Source organism: Dokdonella sp., from assembly GCF_019634775.1.
In the GTDB taxonomy this organism is placed as follows: domain Bacteria; phylum Pseudomonadota; class Gammaproteobacteria; order Xanthomonadales; family Rhodanobacteraceae; genus Dokdonella.
In genome coordinates this window covers 1,492,673-1,510,804 of the sequence record NZ_JAHCAS010000001.1, presented here as the reverse complement: position 1 = coordinate 1,510,804, position 18,132 = coordinate 1,492,673, and the positions used below count along the sequence as shown (strand labels likewise).

At 68.3% G+C, this 18,132-nt stretch carries 14 protein-coding genes; 7 read left to right on the top strand and 7 right to left on the bottom strand.

All coding sequences use genetic code 11. The annotated features are described in order from the left end of the window. The first annotated feature begins 34 nt into the window (after positions 1-34). The 5 genes from KF907_RS06430 (at position 35) to KF907_RS06410 (ending at position 7,595) form a co-directional block, all read left to right on the top strand. Positions 35-1,288 (top strand): sugar ABC transporter substrate-binding protein, encoded by a 1,254-nt coding sequence (locus KF907_RS06430; RefSeq protein ID WP_291219139.1) that lies wholly within the window; start codon positions 35-37, stop codon positions 1,286-1,288. After that, on the top strand, positions 1,285-2,163 hold the full coding sequence (locus KF907_RS06425) for a carbohydrate ABC transporter permease (RefSeq protein ID WP_291219138.1): 879 nt from the start codon (positions 1,285-1,287) through the stop codon (positions 2,161-2,163). The genes KF907_RS06430 and KF907_RS06425 overlap by 4 nt, the downstream gene beginning before the upstream one ends. Further along, on the top strand, positions 2,160-2,981 hold the full coding sequence (locus tag KF907_RS06420) for a carbohydrate ABC transporter permease (RefSeq protein ID WP_291219136.1): 822 nt from the start codon (positions 2,160-2,162) through the stop codon (positions 2,979-2,981). The genes KF907_RS06425 and KF907_RS06420 overlap by 4 nt, the downstream gene beginning before the upstream one ends. 117 nt (positions 2,982-3,098) lie before the next feature. Then, positions 3,099-6,449, top strand: a complete 3,351-nt coding sequence (locus KF907_RS06415) for a discoidin domain-containing protein (protein WP_291219135.1) — start codon at positions 3,099-3,101, stop codon at positions 6,447-6,449. Positions 6,450-6,509: 60 nt separating this feature from the next. After that, positions 6,510-7,595 (top strand): alpha/beta fold hydrolase, encoded by a 1,086-nt coding sequence (locus tag KF907_RS06410; RefSeq protein WP_291219133.1) that lies wholly within the window; start codon positions 6,510-6,512, stop codon positions 7,593-7,595. 293 nt (positions 7,596-7,888) lie between these two features. Here the strand turns inward: KF907_RS06410 and KF907_RS06405 are convergent, their stop codons facing one another. The 7 genes from KF907_RS06405 to KF907_RS06375 form a co-directional block, all read right to left on the bottom strand. Then, positions 7,889-8,839 (bottom strand): alpha/beta hydrolase family protein, encoded by a 951-nt coding sequence (locus tag KF907_RS06405; RefSeq protein ID WP_291219131.1) that lies wholly within the window; start codon positions 8,837-8,839, stop codon positions 7,889-7,891. Positions 8,840-8,874: 35 nt separating this feature from the next. Next, complete coding sequence (gene eda / locus KF907_RS06400) at positions 8,875-9,546, bottom strand: bifunctional 4-hydroxy-2-oxoglutarate aldolase/2-dehydro-3-deoxy-phosphogluconate aldolase (RefSeq protein WP_291219130.1); 672 nt, start codon at positions 9,544-9,546, stop codon at positions 8,875-8,877. Further along, positions 9,546-11,456: a phosphogluconate dehydratase gene (gene edd, locus KF907_RS06395; RefSeq protein WP_291219129.1), complete on the bottom strand. Its 1,911-nt coding sequence runs from the start codon at positions 11,454-11,456 to the stop codon at positions 9,546-9,548. The genes eda and edd overlap by 1 nt, the downstream gene beginning before the upstream one ends. Positions 11,457-11,471: 15 nt before the next feature. Next, complete coding sequence (gene pgl, locus KF907_RS06390; RefSeq protein WP_291219128.1) at positions 11,472-12,206, bottom strand: 6-phosphogluconolactonase; 735 nt, start codon at positions 12,204-12,206, stop codon at positions 11,472-11,474. Then, the gene (gene glk, locus KF907_RS06385) at positions 12,203-13,219 is read right to left on the bottom strand and encodes a glucokinase (RefSeq protein WP_291219127.1); all 1,017 of its coding nucleotides are present in this window, start codon (positions 13,217-13,219) and stop codon (positions 12,203-12,205) included. Before glk ends, pgl begins: the two co-directional genes overlap by 4 nt. Next, the gene (gene zwf / locus KF907_RS06380) at positions 13,216-14,661 is read right to left on the bottom strand and encodes a glucose-6-phosphate dehydrogenase (RefSeq protein WP_291219126.1); all 1,446 of its coding nucleotides are present in this window, start codon (positions 14,659-14,661) and stop codon (positions 13,216-13,218) included. Before zwf ends, glk begins: the two co-directional genes overlap by 4 nt. A 203-nt stretch (positions 14,662-14,864) precedes the next feature. Beyond that, positions 14,865-16,235: a GH1 family beta-glucosidase gene (locus KF907_RS06375; RefSeq protein WP_291219125.1), complete on the bottom strand. Its 1,371-nt coding sequence runs from the start codon at positions 16,233-16,235 to the stop codon at positions 14,865-14,867. Positions 16,236-16,354: 119 nt separating this feature from the next. Between KF907_RS06375 and KF907_RS06370 the strand changes: the two genes are divergently transcribed. Then, entirely contained in the window at positions 16,355-17,452 is a 1,098-nt protein-coding gene (locus tag KF907_RS06370) for an ABC transporter ATP-binding protein (protein WP_291219123.1), read from the top strand. Next, positions 17,449-18,132: an SGNH/GDSL hydrolase family protein gene (locus KF907_RS06365; protein WP_291219121.1), complete on the top strand. Its 684-nt coding sequence runs from the start codon at positions 17,449-17,451 to the stop codon at positions 18,130-18,132. The genes KF907_RS06370 and KF907_RS06365 overlap by 4 nt, the downstream gene beginning before the upstream one ends.

Sequence of the window (18,132 nt, the reverse complement as noted above, 5' to 3'; positions counted from 1 at the left end):
GGTTGCGCGGTGGTCGACGCTCCTCGTCTGCGCCATGCTCGCCGCACTCGCCTGCGTGTTTGCCGGCTGTACACGCGATGCCGACCCGCGCACGACGATCACGTTCTGGGCAATGGGCCGCGAGGGAGAGGTCGTCGCCGAACTGCTGCCGGACTTCGAACGGCGCAATCCCGATATCCGCGTCAGCCTGCAGCAGCTGCCGTGGACGGCCGTGCACGAGAAGCTGCTGACCGCCTATGCCGGCGATGCCCTGCCTGACATCGCCCAACTCGGCAACAGCTGGGTGGCCGAGTTCGCCGCTCTCGACGCGCTGGAGCCGCTCGATGCGCGCCTCGCCGCGTCGCCGTCGATCGAGCGCGCCGACTATTTCGACGGCATCTGGGACACCAATGTCATCGACGGCCACGTGCTCGGCGTTCCGTGGTACGTCGACACGCGCCTGATGTTCTATCGCCGCGACCTGCTCGCCGCTGCCGGCTTCCAGGATCCACCACGCGACTGGGACGAATGGCGGCGCGCAATGGCTACTGTCAAGCAGCGCGCCGGCACCGGCAAGTACGCCATCCTGCTTCCGCTCGACGAGTTCGGTCCGCTGCTCTCGCTCGCCGTCCAGCAGGACGAACCACTCCTGCGTGACGGCGACACGCGAGGCAACTTCGAAAGCGCCGGTTTCCGCGCAGCTTTCGATTTCTACACCTCGATGTTCGAGCGCGATTGGGCGCCGCGCATGAGCGACACGCAGATCTCGAACGTCTGGAACGAGTTCGCCAACGGCTTCTTCGTGTTCTACATCAACGGCCCGTGGAACATCGGCGAGCTGCGCCGCCGCCTGCCGCCAGGCTCGGATGCACTGTGGACCACGGCGCCACTGCCTGGCCCGCGCGGTGAAGGCGCGAGTGTGGCCGGTGGCACCAGCCTCGTGCTGTTCCGCGGCGGCGAAAAACACGAGGCCGCGTGGAAACTCGTCGAGTACCTGTCCGATCCGGCCGTGCAACTGCACTTCCATGCGCTGACCGGCGACCTGCCACCGCGGCGCAGCACCTGGGCCGATCCGGCACTCGCCGGCGACGAGCCGTCGCGCGCGTTCCTCAACCAGCTCGAGCGCGTCAAGCCGACACCGAAGGTCGCCGAGTGGGAGCGCATCGTCATCGAGATGCAACGTGCCGCCGAACGCGTCGCCCGCGCTGGTGCCGACCGCGATGCCACCCTGCGTGCGCTCGATACCGAAGTCGATGCGATCCTCGAGAAGCGACGCTGGATCATCAACCGCAAGCTGGCCACGCCATGAACTCGACGCGCGCTGCCTGGCTGTTCGTCACCCCCGCCCTGGTCGTCATCGGCGTGTTCTTCCTGCTGCCGGTGTTCGCCGCGTTCGCGCTTAGCCTGACCGACTTCGACCTCTACGCGCTCGCCGATCGCGACAACCTGCGCTTCGTTGGTTTCGGCAACTACCTCGACCTGCTGCGCACACCGCTGTTCTGGACATCGCTCAGCAACACGCTGTACTTCGTCGCGGTTGGCGTACCGCTGTCGATCGCCGTCTCGCTCGCCGCAGCCCTGCTGCTCGACTCGAAGCTGGCGCGCTTCAAGGGCTTCTTCCGTACCGCGCTGTTCGCTCCGGTGGTGACCACGATCGTCGCCGTCGCGGTGATCTGGCGCTATTTCTTCCACACCCGCTACGGCTTCGTGAACTACGTGCTCGGCCTGGTCGGCATCGAGCCGATCGATTGGCTCGGCAGCGCCGACTGGTCGATGCCGACGATCATCCTGTTCGCGGTGTGGAAGAACTTCGGCTACAACATGATCATCCTGCTGGCCGGCCTGCAGGCGGTCCCGGAGGAGTTGCACGAGGCTGCGCGCATCGACGGCGCCTCGTTCCTGCAGCGACTGCGCCACATCACCTTGCCGCTGCTGAAGCCGACCCTGCTGCTGGTCGCGATCATCACCACCTCGGGCTATTTCCAGCTGTTCGCAGAGCCGTATGTGATGACGCGCGGCGGGCCGCTGCAGAGCACGACGAGCGTGCTGTACTTCATGTTCGAGGAAGGTTTCAAGTGGTGGAACCTCGGCCGCGCCTCGGCCGTCGCGTTCCTGTTGTTCGTCCTGATCCTCGGCGTGACCGCACTGATGCTGCGGCTCGGCCGGCGCGGGGAATCGGCATGAACACGCGCCTTGCTGCCGCCCTGGTCAACGGCGCGCTGATCGGCCTCGCCGTCGTCGCCTTGTTCCCGCTCGCATGGATGCTGTCAGTCTCGTTCATGGCGCACGGCGAGGCCAGCGCGTTCCCGCCGCCGCTGCTGCCGAGCGCACCGACGCTCGACAACTACCGCCAGTTGTTCGGCCGCGACGGCATGGGCCGCTACTTCGCCAACAGCATGCTTGTCGCGACGGCGATCACCGTGCTGTCCATGGCCTTCAACCTCGCTGCCGGCTACGCCTTCGCCAAGCTGCGCTTCGCCGGGCGCGAACGCCTGTTCCAGGCCCTGCTCGGCGCGCTGGTGATTCCCGCCCAAGTGGCGATGATCCCGTTGTTCCTGCTGATGAAGTCGCTCGGCCTGGTCAACAGCTACGGCGGCGTCATCGTGCCGGCGATGGCCGGCATCTTCGGCATCTTCCTCGTGCGCCAGTACGCGCGCACGATCCCGGACGAACTGCTCGAGGCCGCGCGCATCGACGGCGCCGGCGAACTGCGCATCTTCGTGCGCATCGTGCTGCCGCTGCTCAAGCCGATCATCGTCACCCTGACGATCTTCACCTTTCTGGCCAGCTGGAACGACTTCATGTGGCCGCTGATCGTGCTCGGCGACCAGAGCCACCACACCCTGCCGGTCGCGCTCGCCTCGCTGTCGCGTGAGCACGTCATGGACAATGAACTGATGATGTCCGGCGCAGTCGTTACCGTGCTGCCGGTGCTGCTGCTGTTCCTCGCCCTGCAGCGCCACTACATCCAGGGCCTGCTGCTCGGCAGCGTGAAGGGCTGAGCCTTGACGCAGGGAACAGCCATCTCGGCCGGAGCCGCGTCCACACCAGCACCGCATCCCCGGACAGATTCCGTGGGAGCGGCTCCAGCCGCGATGCTTCGATCGGGAAAACCTCGCATGCGCACATCCACCGGACACGCTTCACCCCGCCGGGCCCTCGCCACGCTCATTCTGTGGGCTGCGCCGATGGCCGCCGCAGCCGAGGTCCTCGACGACTTCCACGACGCCTCTGTGTGGCAGGCCGCCGCGTCGGACCAGGTCTCGGCCTCGCTGCATGGTGCCGGCGCGAAGGCGACCGACGGTCTCTGCCTCGCCTACGATTTCAACGGCGTTTCCGGTCACGCGGCGATGCGACGCACGCTGCCGATCACGTTCCCGGCCGACTATGCCTTCGACTTCGACGTGCGCGGGCACGGCCCGGCCAACCAGTTCGAGTTCAAGCTGATCGACGCCAGCGGCGAGAACGTCTGGTGGGTCAACAAGCCGAAGACCGTGTTCGCCCGCGACTGGACACCGGTACGCTACAAGAAGCGCCACATCGCGCCGGCCTGGGGCCCGCTCGCCGACAAGACTCTGCGCCAGACTCGGTTCGTCGAGTTCACGATCTACGCGAACGCGGGTGGCAAGGGCGAAGCATGCATCCGCAACCTGCGTTTCGCCGAGCGCGAGCCGCAGCCCGCGGCGTGGCCGGAACCGAGGACGAAGGCTGATACCGGGTGTGTGCCGGCGACGCTGTTCGCACCGGCCGTGCAGACATGGCCACGCAACCCGCCGAAACCCGGATCCGTCGATTCCTGGCGCAGCAGCAGACCTGTCCACGGCGCGCGCCGCCTTGAGATCGATTTCACACGGCAACGCGAGTTCGGTGCACTCGCGTTGCGCTGGACCCGTGGTGAGCACGCCAGTCGCTACGACATCGAATACTCTGATGACGGTCGCGTGTGGCGTGTCGTCCGGCGCGTCGACGGCGGCAACGGCAGCATCGACCATCTGCTGCTGACGGAATCGGAGACACGCTACCTGAGGCTGGTCCTGCATGACGGCCCAGGCACTCACTACTCCCTCGAAGCGATCGAGGTCCGCGATCTCGAAGCAGGCGCCAGCGACAACGCGTTCCTTCAGCGTATCGCTCTCGATTCGCCGCCTGGACGCTTTCCACGCGGATTTTCCGGCCAGCAGACCTACTGGACCGTGGTCGGCATCGACGGCGGCCACGAGAGCGGCCTGCTCGGCGAGGATGGTGCGCTCGAGGTGGCGCGCGGCGGGTTCTCGGTCACGCCTTTCGTCGTGGATGGCACACACCTGAGCGCTGCAGGCGTTCCGCAGACGGCGTGCGGCAGCGACCACATGCCTGGATCGCTCAACAGTTGGGCGCAGGTCGACATCAAGCAGAAGCTGCACTCAAACCATCTGCCGATGCCATCGGTGACCTGGACGTCTGAAGGAGGCGCCGGTGCCCGTCATGGATGCCCGCGGACATCCGGCAATCTTCACGGTCCGATGCCCCATCCCTGGCACCTCGCCATCGACGCCTTCGCCCAGGGCGAACCCGGCGATTCGCGCCTGTTCGGCGTCTACACGCTGACCAATGACAGCGACACCTCGCGCACGCTGACGCTGGCACTCGCCATCCAGCCGTTCCAGGTCAATCCGCCGGTGCAGTTCCTGACCACGCCGGGCGGGGTCAGCCCGATCGATGAACTCGGTTTCGATGGCCACGTCGTCAGCGTCAACGGCAAGCCGCGCGTATGGGCACACCAGCCGCCGAGCGCGTTCTTTGCCACGCCGTTCGACAACGACATGGCCGCGCAGCACCTCGCCTACAGCGTGTGGCCGACCGCGCAGTACGTGCGCGATGCCAGCGGCCTCGCCTCGGGCGCGCTGGTCTACCGCCTCGAGCTCGGTCCACGCGAGTCGCGCACGGTTACGCTCGGCATTCCACTCGACGGCGAGCCGCGCACGCCGAAGCTGCCTGCCGAGGCGATGGCGACCTGGGTCAGCCTGCAGCAGGCGGCGGTCGTCGACGAATGGCGCGCCAAGCTCGGCCGCGTAGCGATCCGCGTGCCGGCATCGGCGCAACCGATCGTCGACACGCTGCGCACGGCGCTGGCGCATGTCCTCGTGAACCGCGACGGCGTGAAGATCCGACCCGGCACGCGTTCGTACGCGCGCTCGTGGATCCGCGACGGCGCGATGACTTCGGAAGCGCTGCTGCGCATGGGCCATGCGGACGAGGCGCGCGCCTTTCTCCAGTGGTATGCACCGTTCCAGTTCGCCAACGGCAAGGTGCCGTGCTGCGTCGACGCGCGCGGCTCGGATCCGGTGCCGGAGAACGACAGCCACGGCGAACTGGTCTTCCTTGCCGCGGAAGTGGCGCGCTACACGCAGGACCTCGCCCTGGCCGAGGCGATGTGGCCGCATGTCGACAAGGCCACGCGTTACCTCGGTGAACTGCGCGCGAGCGAACGCATCGAAGCGAACCGCGGTACGCCGAAGTTCGGCCTGTTGCCACCATCGATCAGCCACGAAGGCTATTCGGCCAAGCCGGCGTACTCGCACTGGGACAATTTCTGGGGCCTGGTCGGCTACAGGAGCGCGATCGCGCTGGCGCAACAGCTCGGCCGCGACGACGACGCACGCCGCCTCGCCGCCGCACGCGACCAGTTCCGCACCGACATCCTCGCTTCGCTCGATACCAGTGCGAAGCAGTTCGGCATCGACTACATCCCCGGCGCCGCCGATCTCGGCGACTTCGACGCGACCTCGACCACGATCGCGCTGTCGCCCGGCGGCGAACGCGAACACCTGCCGCAGGCGATGCTCGAAGCGACCTTCGAGCGCTACTGGCGCGAGTTCGTGCAGCGTCGCGACGGTCAGCGCGAATGGAAGGACTACACGCCGTACGAATGGCGCAACGTGTCCGCCTTCATCCGCCTCGGCTGGCGCGAACGCGCGCACGAGGCGATCGACTTCTTCTTCCGCGACCGCCGCCCCGAAGCCTGGAACCAGTGGGCCGAAGTCATCGGCAAGGCCTACCGCGAACCGCGCTTTATCGGCGACATGCCGCACGGCTGGGTCGCGTCGGACTATATCCGCGCCGCGCTCGACCTGTTCGCCTACGAACGCGAATCCGACCGCGCGCTCGTCCTCGGCGCCGGCATCCCGTCGGCCTGGCTCGACGGCGACGGCGTCTCGATCGACGGCCTGCACACCCCGTACGGCGCGCTCGGCTACACGCTGCGCCGGGACGGCGACGCCCTCCTCCTCGACCTGCGCGCCGACCCCGCCCGCCAGCCGCCCGGCGGCTACGTGCTGAGCCTCGCCGACGACCTCACCCCAGGCCGCACGCACATCGACGGCCGCAGGGCGACCTGGCAGGGCCACGAGCTGCGCATCCGAAAACCCGCGGCGAAGGTGCGCGTCGCGCTGGCGAAACCCGCCACCGCACGGCAGTCCACCCGTCGCTGACACGTTCCGCATTCCCTCATCGGCCGCTACGCTGCGCACACTTCCTTCGCGGAGCCCGTCATGCGCATCCTGATCTTCCTCGCCGGTCTGCTGCTGGCGAGCCTGGCCCAAGCCGACGCGGCACGCGTCGATACCGGCACACTCGATGGCGCGCACTACCGCATCGACGTGCCGGCGCAGTGGAACCGCGGGCTGGTGGTCTATTTCCACGGCTACTCGATCGGTGACGTGCGCTTCGATGCCGGGCGCCCGCTGCCGGACTCGCTGGGCAAGCTCGTCGAGCGCGGCTATGCCGTCGCGCAGTCGGGCTACTCGCGCAGCGGCTGGGCGGTGGAGCAGGCCGTTGCCGACAGCGAGCGGCTGCGCCGGTTCTTCGTGAAGCGCCACGGCAAGCCGACGCGCACGCTGGCGATGGGTGCGTCGATGGGCGGCCTGCTGACCGTGCATGCGGTCGAAACGATGCCGCAGGTCTATGCCGGCGGCCTTGCCCTGTGCGGCGCACTCGGCGCGGCCGGCGACCTCGTCCAGCATGCCTTCGACGTGCGCGCGGCATTCGACGCCTACTTCCCCGACCTGCTCGGTCCGCTCGTGCCGGTACCGGCCGACTACATGCCCGACCGACTCGTGGGCGAGCGCATCGCCGAGGCGCTGCGCTCGAATCCGACTGCGGCTGCGGCGCTGCGCTCCCTGCAACCCGGCTCGACCGACGACAACCTGCCCGACGTGATCGCCTTCCTCGGCTATGTCGTCAAGGAAGTGCAGCAGCGGACCGGCGCCAATCCGTTCGACAACCGCGACTTCGCCTACGTGGGCACCGGCGACGACGCGAACCTCAACGCGCGCGTGCGGCGTTACAGCGGCGACGCGGCAGCGATGCCTTACCTCGCGCGCTGGTACACGCCGAGCGGAAAGCTCGAAAGACCCGTGCTGGCCCTGCACACGCTGGCCGATCCGTTGGTGCCGGTGAGCTGGCCGAACGGTTATGCACTACGCACGCGCACGGCCGGCCGCGGCGCGAACTTCGTGCAGCAGTGGGTCGAACGCGAAGGTCATTGCACGCTACGCGCGGACGAAATCGCCGGCGCCTTCGATGACCTCGTAGGCTGGATCGGCGGCCAGCGTCCGCCGTCGGGATCGCGGCGCTGATCCAGGTGCCGGCAACACCCATCAGGATGCCATCCACAATCCCGACAGCCGCCATCGCCGCGGTGGTGCTCACCAGTGCGGTCCGGGCCGACGCCTCGTGATCGGAAATCAGGGGGCGGGGTCATCCGTCGAACGTTCCCCGCGCTGCACGCTGTCCGGCTTGCGCCGCGACGACGAGAGAACGAGAGGCTATTCGCGGCCACCTTCGGAGTCGACGCAGCGATGGCGAAGATCGGATTGCGCCGCCCTTGGAGAGCGCCTCGGCAGGAACGCCGTCGCGCAGGGGAGCGTGGTCATGGCACGACCTGGAACGGACAGAGGTTGGTCCAGATCTGTGCCGCATGCGTGCTGCTGTAGGTGTGATTGCCGACGAACAGCGTGAGCCAGGTGTCGATGGTGTTGGCCCAGCCGCTGGCGAGGAAGCGGTTGCTGTCATCGAGCACCTGGGTGACGAGTGGATCACCATTGCCGACATGAAAGTCGACCGGGATGCGCCGCGGCGCGGCGGCGACGAGCGCGCTGCATTGCGCGCTCGATAGGCCGCTGCAAGCGAGGCCGGCCAGCGCGCCCGCGCTGACCGCATAGGCGGCGAAGGTGTCGATCGTCACCTGCGTGCTGTAGTGGTTGAGGACGAGGTCGTGCATGACGTGGCCACCGGCCGAGAAGCCCCAGCCGATGCGCCGCGAGCGGTCGATGTTCCAAGCCGCCTCGGCATCGGCAATGGCGGCGGCGAAGATGGCGTAGTCGCTCGGCTCGTCGGGAACGCCCGGAACGATCCAGCCACCGCTCGCGCCTGACGCCACCGGGGCGATTACGATGAAGCCCTGCGTCGCGGCGACCGTCGCCCAGGCATTGCGCACGGCCTGCGCCTGCGCATCGGCCGCCGCCTGGCTGCCGGCCTGGCCGTGCAGGGCGAGCACCAGCGGCATCGGTTGCGTCGGCGAATACACGGGCGGCACGTAGGCGTAGACCGTACGCGTGCCGAAACCGGCTGCAGTCGCGGTGCGAGTCGAGTTGCCGGTCGCACCGCCGCTGCCGTTCGACGGCAGGCGCGTGACCGCCGCCGCGCCCTGGAAGCCGTCGACGAACAGTGCGTCGGGATGCGTGCAGACCCAACCCGGCAACTGCACCGTGGTCGCCCCCTGCACGGATGCAGCGAGCAGCATAGCCATCATGGAGGCACGTTGCAGGAACTTCTTCATCATCGAGCGCGACGAACTTCGGCGTAGCAGCGATGTTGCCATGGATCGCCACCATCAGACTCGCCCCGGAGCGCTGCCTACGCGGACGGGCGGGCGTCGATGAGGGCGCGGGCGCGGGCGGCGGATTCGGTGACCGCGTCGAAGCGGCCGGCGGCAATCCATTCCTTCGACACCATCCACGAGCCACCGACGCAGACCACGTTCGGCAGGGCGAGGAAGGCCGGAGCACTCGCTTCGTCGATGCCACCGGTCGGGCAGAAGCGCAGTTGCGGCAGCGGGCCGGCGACGGAGTTGAGCAGAGCGATGCCGCCAATCGGCACGGCCGGGAACAGCTTCAGCGATTCGAAGCCGAGTGCGGCGAGGGCAAGCATCTCGCTGATCGTCGCCGCGCCGGGGATGCACGGGATCGGCAAGGCGGCGAGTGCCTCGGCCAGCGCCGGCGTCGTACCTGGCGTGACGATGAAATCGGCGCCGGCGGCGAGCGCGTCCTGCGCCTGCGCCGGGTCGAGGATGGTGCCGGCGCCGACCAGCATGCCTGGCACGTCGCGCTTGGCCGCCGAGATCGCGGCCAGTGCGGCTGGCGTGCGCAGGGTGATTTCGATCGCGCCGAGACCGCCTTCGGCGAGCGCCAGGGCGATCGAGCGACCCTGCCCGGCCCGCTCGACCGTGACGACCGGCATGATGCCGGCGCCACGCAGCAGTTCGGTCGCCTGACGGAACAGTGGCTGCACGACGGGCGTTGCGGTCATCAGGCGTCCTTCGCTTCGGTCGGTACGTGAGCGGCGATGCGACCGATATCGTATTCGGATTCATGCGGCGCACCATCACCACCGCCGGCCGCGAACGGCACGCCGCACGTGATCGACAGCGCGCCCTCGTCGGCCGGGCCGGCCAGCGCGCGGTTCGCGCCGAACAGCACGCGGCCGAGATCGTCGCCGGGCGGCGCGGTGCTCGGCGCCGGCAGGCGCGTGTTCCATTCCTGCACGTCGACGTCGACGTGCAGCACACCGGCGTCGCCATCGAGGATGATGCGGTCGCCGTCGCGTACGCGCGCGAGTGGACCGCCGAGCGCGGCCTCGGGCGTGACATGGATCGCCGACAGCACCTTTCCGGACGCGCCCGACAGGCGCCCATCCGTGACCAGGGCGACGTGGCGCCCCTGGTTCTGCAACATGCCGAGCAACGGCATCAGGCTGTGCTGCTCGGGCATGCCGTTCGCGCGCGGCCCCTGCCAGCGCAGCACGGCAACGAAGTCGCGCGGCAGCCGACCGGCCTTGTGGCGAGCGCGCAGTTCGGCCGGATCGTCGACGACGACGGCGACGGCATCGATGCGTCGTCGCTCGGGTTTCACCGCCGACACCTTGACCAGGGCCCGGCCGAGGTTGCCGTCGACCAGGCGCAGGCCACCGGTCGGCTCGAACGCATCGGCGACAGCGCGCACGACGCTCGCGTCGGCACTCTTCGCTGCGCCATCGACCCAGCTCAGGGTTCCGCCGTCGAGACGCGGCTCGCGCGTGTAGGCGCGCAGGCCGCCGTCGACGATCGTCGGGAGATCGTGCATCAGGCCCGCTTCGAGCAGTTCACGAAACACGAAGGCGGTGCCGCCGGCGGCGTGGAACTGGTTCACGTCGGCGTCGCCATTTGGATAGACGCGCGCGAGCAGCGGCACGCATTGCGCGAGCGCGTCGAAATCGTCCCAGGTGACGAGCAAGCCGGCGGCGCGTGCGACGGCGACGAAGTGGATCGTGTGGTTGGTCGAACCGCCAGTGGCGAGCAGGGCGACGATTGCGTTGACCAGGGCACGTTCGTCAACCAGGTGGCCGAGCGGACGGAAGTCGTCGCCGAGCGCAGTGATCGCGGCGGCGCGCTCGACTGCGGCAATGGTCAACGCCTCACGCAGCGCGGTGCCGGGATTGACGAACGAGGCGCCCGGCAATTGCAGACCCATCGCCTCGAGCAGGATCTGGTTCGAATTGGCGGTGCCGTAGAACGTACAAGTACCGGCGCCGTGGTACGAGCCTTCCTCGACCGCTAGCAACTCCTCGCGCGTGGCCTCTCCGGCGGCATAGCGCTCGCGTACCTCGACCTTGGCCGCGTTGGAGATGCCAGGCGTCATCGGCCCAGCCGGCACGAACACGGTCGGCAGGTGGCCGAAGGCAAGCGCCCCAATCAGCAGCCCCGGCACGATCTTGTCGCACACGCCAAGGCAGAGTGCGGCATCGAACATGTCGTGGCAGAGCGCGATTGCGGTCGCCTGGGCGATGACGTCGCGACTGAACAGCGACAGTTCCATGCCGATGCGACCCTGGGTCACGCCGTCGCACATCGCCGGCACGCCCCCGGCGACCTGGGCGGTCGCACCGCAGCGACGCGCAGCCTCGCGGATCAGATCAGGGTAGCGCTCGAACGGCTGGTGCGCCGAGAGCATGTCGTTGAAGGCGGTCACGATGCCGAGGTTCGGCCCGCGTACACCACGCAGCGCGGCCTTGTCGTGCGCATTGCAGGCGGCGAAGGCGTGGGCGAGGTTGGCGCAGCTCATGCGCGCACGCGACGGCGCCTCGCGTTTTGCATCGACGAGGGCGAGGTAGGCGGTACGCGTACGTCGACTGCGCGCACGGATGCGTTCGGTGACAGCTTCGACGCGCGGATCGAGGTTCATGGGGCAGCTCCTGTTTCACTCGCGACACGCGATCACGCGCAGCGGCGCGTTGGGTGCGTCGATCGCACAGCAGATCGGCAACGCCTCGTGCGAACCCGCATCGAGCGCGCGTTCGAGTACGGTGCGCTTGGCGGTGCCGCGCAGCAGCAGGATGCGCGCGGCAGCCGCGACGAGACCGGCACGGGTCAGGGTGAGCCGCTGCGGCCAGCGCCCGGCCGCACCACAACCGCTTGCATCGAGAAGGGCATACGGCTGCCGGGTGGCGAATGCGGCAGCGAGGTCGCGCGAACCCGGGAACAGCGAAGCGGTGTGGCCGTCGTCACCCATGCCGAGGACCAGGACCGCACCAGCCGGATCGACGCGCGGATCGGCGTTCGCGCGGTCGATCGCGGTGGCGGCGACGGCTGCGCGTTCGCGCAGCGGATGGAAGTTCGTGTCGAGACCGCGTTCGGCCAAGGCAGCGACCAGCGTCGTGCGCACGAGGCGCGCATTGCTGCCATCGTCATCGGCACCGACATCGCGCTCGTCGACCAGACCGATGTCGATGCGCGACCAGTCGAGGGGAGCAGCACCGAGCGCCTTGTACACCGGCAACGGTGTCGACCCGCCCGACAGCAGCAACCGGGCGCGAGCTTCGCGTTCCAGACGCTCCACGAGCGCGGCGGCGATCACGGCGACGCTGTGCGCCACCCAGGCCACCTCCCCGGCGTATTCCTCGAAGAGGATGCGCGGATCGTCCTGCGCGTTCATGCGCCGGCTCCGTGCACCGGCGCGCGCTGCGGACGGCCGCCGGCATCGAGCACGGCACGCGCGGCGCAGCCGAGCAGGCCAGCGTCGGCATGCAACACGGCGACGGTCGGCACCTCGGCCAGGCGCGCGGCAAAACGACCCTTGTCCTCAAAACGTGCGCGGAACGCGCCACGTTCGAGCCAGGGCCGTAACCGCGGTGTCAGGCCGCCGGTCAGGTACACGCCATCCCAGGCGGCGAAAGCGAGCACGACGTCGCCGGCGACCGCACCGAGCAGTTCACAGAACAGTTCGACCGTGCGCACGCTGCGCGGGTCGCTGCCGGCGTCGGCGCGCGCCGTGATGTCCTCCGGTTGCATGACATCGGGGCGCACACCATCGATCTCGGCCAGCACCGAATACAGGTTGACGAGGCCGGCGCCGCACAGCAGGCGCTCGTTCGAGACACGGCCGAAGCGCGCAGCGAGGCGGCGCAACAGGTCGATCTCGTGCTCGTTGCGCGGCGCAAAGCTGAGGTGACCGCCTTCGCTCGACAGCGCGTCGACATGGCCCTCGCGCGCGACCAACGCACCGACGCCGAGTCCGGTACCCGGACCGACGACGGCGAAGGTCTGCTGCGCGGCGGCACCGACGGCGGCCGGCGCCGGCACGCCGATGCGCGCGGTGTCATCGTCGCGGAGCAGGCATACGGCGTGGCTCATCGCGGCAAAGTCGTTGATCGCTCGCAGACCGTCCGCGAGTTCGAGTTCGGCGCGCAGGCGCGACAGGTCGATGCTCCACGGATGGTTGGTGATGTGCACGAGATCGCCACCGACCGGCCCGGCAAAGGCGAACACCGCATGTCTCGGACGTGCATTCTGGTCGGTGAGGTACCGGCGCGCGGCGGCACTGAAATCGGCGAAATCGGCGACGCGATAGCGGCGGATCGTCGCCGTCAGCAATGGATCCCGCGCCGCCGTGTCGGCGAGCGCGAAGCGCACGTTGGTGCCGCCGACGTCGGCGAGCAGGGTGTTCACCGCCTGCTCCGATCGGTACGGCACGGCGCAGTCAGCGTACCGGGCAGGAAATCGGCGGCTTCGTCCGGTCCCCACGAGCCAGCCGGATACGACAGTACCGGCAGTTGTGCCTGCGACCACGCGGCAACGATGCTGTCGACCCAGGCCCAAGCCGCCTCGACTTCGTCGCTGCGCACGAACAGCGCGGTGTTGCCGTTGAGCGCATCGAGCAGCAGGCGCTCGTAGGCGATGCGCCGCTGCCCGCCGCGCGGCATCGACAGGTCGAGCGACAGCGGCTGCAGTTCGAGCGCGCCCCATTCGGAACCGGCGAGGCTGCTCATCAGGCCGAGTTCGATGTCCTCCTCGGGCTGCAGGCGGATCAACAGGCGGTTCGGCGCGGCCCGCTCGCGTCGTGGATTCTCGAACAACCAGTGCGAGACCGGCCGGAACGAGACGACGATCTGGGTCACGCGTTCGCTCAGGCGCTTGCCGGTGCACAGGCGGAATGGCACGCCTGACCAGCGCCAGTTATCGACTTCCGCGCGCACGGCGACGAAGGTTTCTGTGTCCTGGCCGTCGGGCGGCGCGTAGCCCGACACGGCACGGCTCTCGACCACGCCAGAGGCGTAGCGCCCACGCACCGAATCACGCGCGGCCTCGTCGACGCGCATCGGCCGCAGTGCACGCAGAACCTTGAGCTTCTCGTCGCGCACGCTGTCGGCGCCGAGCGACGACGGCGGCTCCATCGCAATCAGGCAGAGCAGTTGCAGCACGTGGTTCTGCACCATGTCGCGCAACGCGCCCGAGGTCGCGTAGTAGCCGTCACGTCCATCGACGCCGGCGGTCTCGGCAATGAGGATGTCGACCGACTCGATCCACTGGTGGTTCCACACTGCCTCGAGCAGGGTATTGCCGAAGCGCAGCGCGAGCAGGTTCTGTACGGCCGCCTTGCCGAGGTAGTGGTCGATGCGGAATACGCGGTCCTCGCTGACGCAGTCGCGGATCGCCGCGTTGATCTCCCGCGCCGAGGCGAGGTCGTGGCCGAGCGGTTTTTCGAGCACGAGTCGCGACGGTGTGTCGAGCAGGCCGGCCGCCTTGAGGCCCTGGGTGATCGCGATGAACAAGCCGGGCGGAGTCGCCAGGTAGCTCACGCAATGGCGGCCACGCGCGAAGCCCAGCTGGCGCGGGATCGAAGTGGGGTCGGTGAGGTCGGCGCAGATGTAGTCGACGCGCGGCAGCAGCAGTTCGAGGTCGCCCCCGCGCAGCTCCTTCGCAGCGATTTCCTGCATGCGTGGACCGAGCCATTGGCGGAACTGCTCGGCCGAATAGTCCTGGCGACCGATGGCGATGACGCGGAAGTCGACCGGCAAGAGGCGGTCGCGCAGCAGGTGCGCGATCGAGGGGAACAGCATGCGGACGGCGAGGTCGCCGGTGGCGCCGAACAAGAGCAGGGTGTCGTGCACTCGGGGTTCCTTCTCATGAAACCGGTTTCGTTCCCGCCACAGCGAAACGAAGCCGACGCCGCTTCGGACCTGAAAGTCGGCGCAGCTCCGCGCGCGCCTGTCAACGTAGCCTGTGCGGGGGCTGTTGCAACGGCTCCTCGTTCGGATTCATCGCGAGATCGCCGCCGGCGTGCGGATCGCCCGGGCCAATCGGCGATTCCGCGTCAGGTGCCGTCGTTTCCGAGCTCGCACCCATTGCTCGCGATGATCTTCGCGTAGAGCTTCGCACTGTCCTTGAGCGTTCGCGTCTGCGTCTCGAAATCGACGTGGATGATGCCGAAGCGCTTCGAGTAACCGAGCGACCATTCAAGGTTGTCGAGCAGTGACCAGGCGAAGTAACCGCGCAGGTCGACACCGGCGGCGAGCGCGGCGTGCGCGGCCCGAAGGTGCTTGCGCAGGTAGTCGACGCGCAACGGGTCGTGAATGACGCCGTTCTCCGCGACCGGCGGATCGAAGAAGGCCGAACCGTTCTCGGTGATGTAGATCGGCGGATTGCCGTAGCGTTCCTTGATCCACACGAGCGTGTCGGTGAGGCCCTGCGGAAACACTTCCCAACCGGTCTCCGTGTAGGTCGCCGACTTCTGCCTTACCGGTCCGGCCTTCAGCGGCCAGGCGCGCTCGTCATGGCGCGTGACGTTGCGCGTGTACCAGTTGAGGCCAACGAAATCGATCGGCTGGCGGATCAGGGCCATGTCCTCGTCGGGCCATTCCGGCCAGGCTTCGCCGAAGATCTCGCGCAGTTCCTGCGGATACGTGCCGAAGAACGCCGGGTCGAGATACTGCCGGTTCATGTAGGCGTCCGCGCGCTGCGTGGCAGCGAGGTCCTCGGGCGAGTCCGAGGCCGGATACTTGGGCTCGATGTTGACCACGAGGCCGATGCGGTGCCTGCCCTCGGCACGGTAGGCCTGCACTGCACGGCCATGCGAACGCATGAGGTTGTGCGAGGCGATCGGCGCCTCGAAGCGGTTGCGGTGGCCCGGCGCGAGCGCACCGTGCAGGTAGCCGCCATCGGTGACGACCCATGGCTCATTCAGCGTCGCCCACATCTTCACGCGCCCGTCGAGCGCGCGATACATCGTTGCCGCATAGTCGCCGAACCACTCGGCGATGTCCGGATTGAGCCAGCCGCCACGATCGTCCAGCGCGGCCGGCAGATCCCAGTGGAACAAGGTCGCGGTCGGCTCGATGCCGGCCTCGAGCAGGCCGTCGACGAGCCGCGAGTAGAAGTCGAGCCCCTTCGGGTTGATGCGCCCCCTGCCCTCGGGAAAGATCCGGCTCCACGAGATGCTGAAGCGGTAGGCATTGAGGCCGAGTTGCTGCATCAGCGCGATGTCGCCGTGCCAGCGTCGGTAGTGATCGCAGGCCACGTCTCCGGTGTCGCCGTTCACGGTCATGCCGGGCGTATGCACGAAGCGCTGCCAGATGCTCGGACCGGCGCCATCGGCGAGTGGCGATCCTTCGATCTGGTAGGCGGCGGTCGCGCAACCCCAGAGGAATTTGTCGGGAAACGCGAAGTTCGATCTGTTGGCGCTCATGGATACTCGGCTGGGGCTGGAAGTGAACGGATGAAAACGATTACATTCAGGATATCTCAAGCGTTGCGCGATTGTCAGGACGACCCGTTCCGCACCGCAACACCAACCGGACCGCACTGATGGCCGAACTACGACTCGATGCGGTGCGCAAGGTCTACGACAACGGCCACGTCGCCGTCGCCGGCGCCACTTTCGCCGTCGCGGACGGCGAGTTCCTCGTCCTGGTCGGTCCGTCGGGCTGCGGAAAATCCACCCTGCTGCGCATGATCGCCGGGCTCGAGTCGATCAGCTCGGGTACGCTCGCGATCGGCGGCCGCCCGGTCAACGACGTCGCGCCGAAAGATCGCGACATCGCCATGGTGTTCCAGAACTACGCGCTCTATCCGCACATGAGCGTGTACGAAAACCTCGCCTTCGGCCTGCGTCTGCGCGACGTGCCGCGCGCGGAGATCGACCGGCGCGTGCGCGCCGCCGCACACACGCTGGAACTGGCGGCGATGCTCGAACGCAAGCCCGGCCAACTCTCCGGTGGCCAGCGTCAGCGCGTAGCCTTGGGCCGAGCGCTCGTGCGCGATCCGAGCGTGTTCCTGCTCGACGAACCGCTGTCGAACCTCGATGCACGCCTGCGCCTCGGCATGCGCGTCGAGCTTGCACGCCTGCATCGCCAGCTTGGCACGACCATGATCTACGTCACCCACGACCAGATCGAGGCGATGACGCTCGGCCAGCGCATCGTGGTCATGAAGGATGGCGAGATCCAGCAAATCGACACACCCATGAATCTCTACGCAAAGCCGGACAACCTGTTCGTCGCCGGCTTCCTCGGCAGCCCGGCGATGAACCTGCTGCGTGGGCGCGTCGTCGCGGACCACCGACTCTGGCTGGACACCGGTCACACGCGCCTGCCGCTCGACGGCACGCCGGAACTCGCAGTGCTCGCTCGCGGTGCCGGCGGCGAACTCGTCGCCGGCCTGCGCCCGGAGGATCTCGTGCCCGCGCATGGCGACGCGCCCGCCGCTTCGCTGCGCGCCGAACTCGAACTGGTCGAGCCGGTCGGCAACGAGGTCTTCCTCAACCTGCGCTGCGGCAATGACGCCCTGGTCGCACGCGTACCGCCGCAGGCCCTGCCCGCCGCCGGCACGATGATGACCCTGGCCTTCGATCCGGCACGCCTGCACCTGTTCGATTCCGCCAGCGAGCGGAGACTGGGCGCATGACGCAGGCATTGCTGCGCGCATTCGTTCTCGTTCTGTTCGCCGCGGGCGGCACGGACGCGCTGGCGCAGCGTGCGGTGAACGACGGCTGGGAAACGGACATCGCCGCCTTCGAGGAGGCCGACCGTGTGCGGCCGCCGGTAGCGGGTGGCGTGCTCTTCGTCGGCAGCTCGTCGATCCGCTTCTGGGACACGCTGGAGACCGACTTTCCCGGCATGGCGGTCGTGCGCCGCGGCTTCGGCGGCTCCGAAGTGCGCGACGCCACCCGCTACGCCGCGCGCATCGTCGTTCCACACCGACCGCGCCTCGTCGTGATGTACGCCGGCGACAACGACCTCGCCGAGGGGCGCACGCCGAAGCAGGTGTGCGACGACGTCACCGCCTTCGTCGCGCGCATCCGCGAGGACCTGCCGCAGGTCGCCTTCGCCTGGATCACGATCAAGCCGAGCCCGGCGCGCGCGAACCTGCTCGATGCCGCGCGCGAGGCGAATGCGCTGGTTGCCGCGTGGACGAAGACCGTGCGCGACGCGCAGGTCATCGACATCTTCACGCCGATGCTGGACGGCGAGGGACGGCCACGCGAGGACCTGTACGGCCCGGATCGCCTGCACATGAACCGCGCTGGCTACGCGGTCTGGATCGAGCGCATCGCGCCGGTCCTGAAGTCCGCTTCGAAACCCTGA

What these genes read in the sequence shown, in the direction of transcription:
- KF907_RS06425 (WP_291219138.1), top strand. Translation starts at nt 1,285, where the DNA reads ATGAACTCGACGCGCGCTGCCTGGCTGTTCGTCACCCCCGCCCTGGTC.
- KF907_RS06420 (WP_291219136.1), top strand. Translation starts at nt 2,160, where the DNA reads ATGAACACGCGCCTTGCTGCCGCCCTGGTCAACGGCGCGCTGATCGGC.
- KF907_RS06375 (WP_291219125.1), bottom strand. Translation starts at nt 16,235, where the DNA reads ATGAGCGCCAACAGATCGAACTTCGCGTTTCCCGACAAATTCCTCTGG.
- KF907_RS06430 (WP_291219139.1), top strand. Translation starts at nt 35, where the DNA reads ATGCTCGCCGCACTCGCCTGCGTGTTTGCCGGCTGTACACGCGATGCC.
- KF907_RS06410 (WP_291219133.1), top strand. Translation starts at nt 6,510, where the DNA reads ATGCGCATCCTGATCTTCCTCGCCGGTCTGCTGCTGGCGAGCCTGGCC.
- KF907_RS06365 (WP_291219121.1), top strand. Translation starts at nt 17,449, where the DNA reads ATGACGCAGGCATTGCTGCGCGCATTCGTTCTCGTTCTGTTCGCCGCG.
- KF907_RS06370 (WP_291219123.1), top strand. Translation starts at nt 16,355, where the DNA reads ATGGCCGAACTACGACTCGATGCGGTGCGCAAGGTCTACGACAACGGC.
- edd (WP_291219129.1), bottom strand. Translation starts at nt 11,456, where the DNA reads ATGAACCTCGATCCGCGCGTCGAAGCTGTCACCGAACGCATCCGTGCG.
- eda (WP_291219130.1), bottom strand. Translation starts at nt 9,546, where the DNA reads ATGACCGCAACGCCCGTCGTGCAGCCACTGTTCCGTCAGGCGACCGAA.
- KF907_RS06405 (WP_291219131.1), bottom strand. Translation starts at nt 8,839, where the DNA reads ATGGCAACATCGCTGCTACGCCGAAGTTCGTCGCGCTCGATGATGAAG.
- pgl (WP_291219128.1), bottom strand. Translation starts at nt 12,206, where the DNA reads ATGAACGCGCAGGACGATCCGCGCATCCTCTTCGAGGAATACGCCGGG.
- KF907_RS06415 (WP_291219135.1), top strand. Translation starts at nt 3,099, where the DNA reads ATGCGCACATCCACCGGACACGCTTCACCCCGCCGGGCCCTCGCCACG.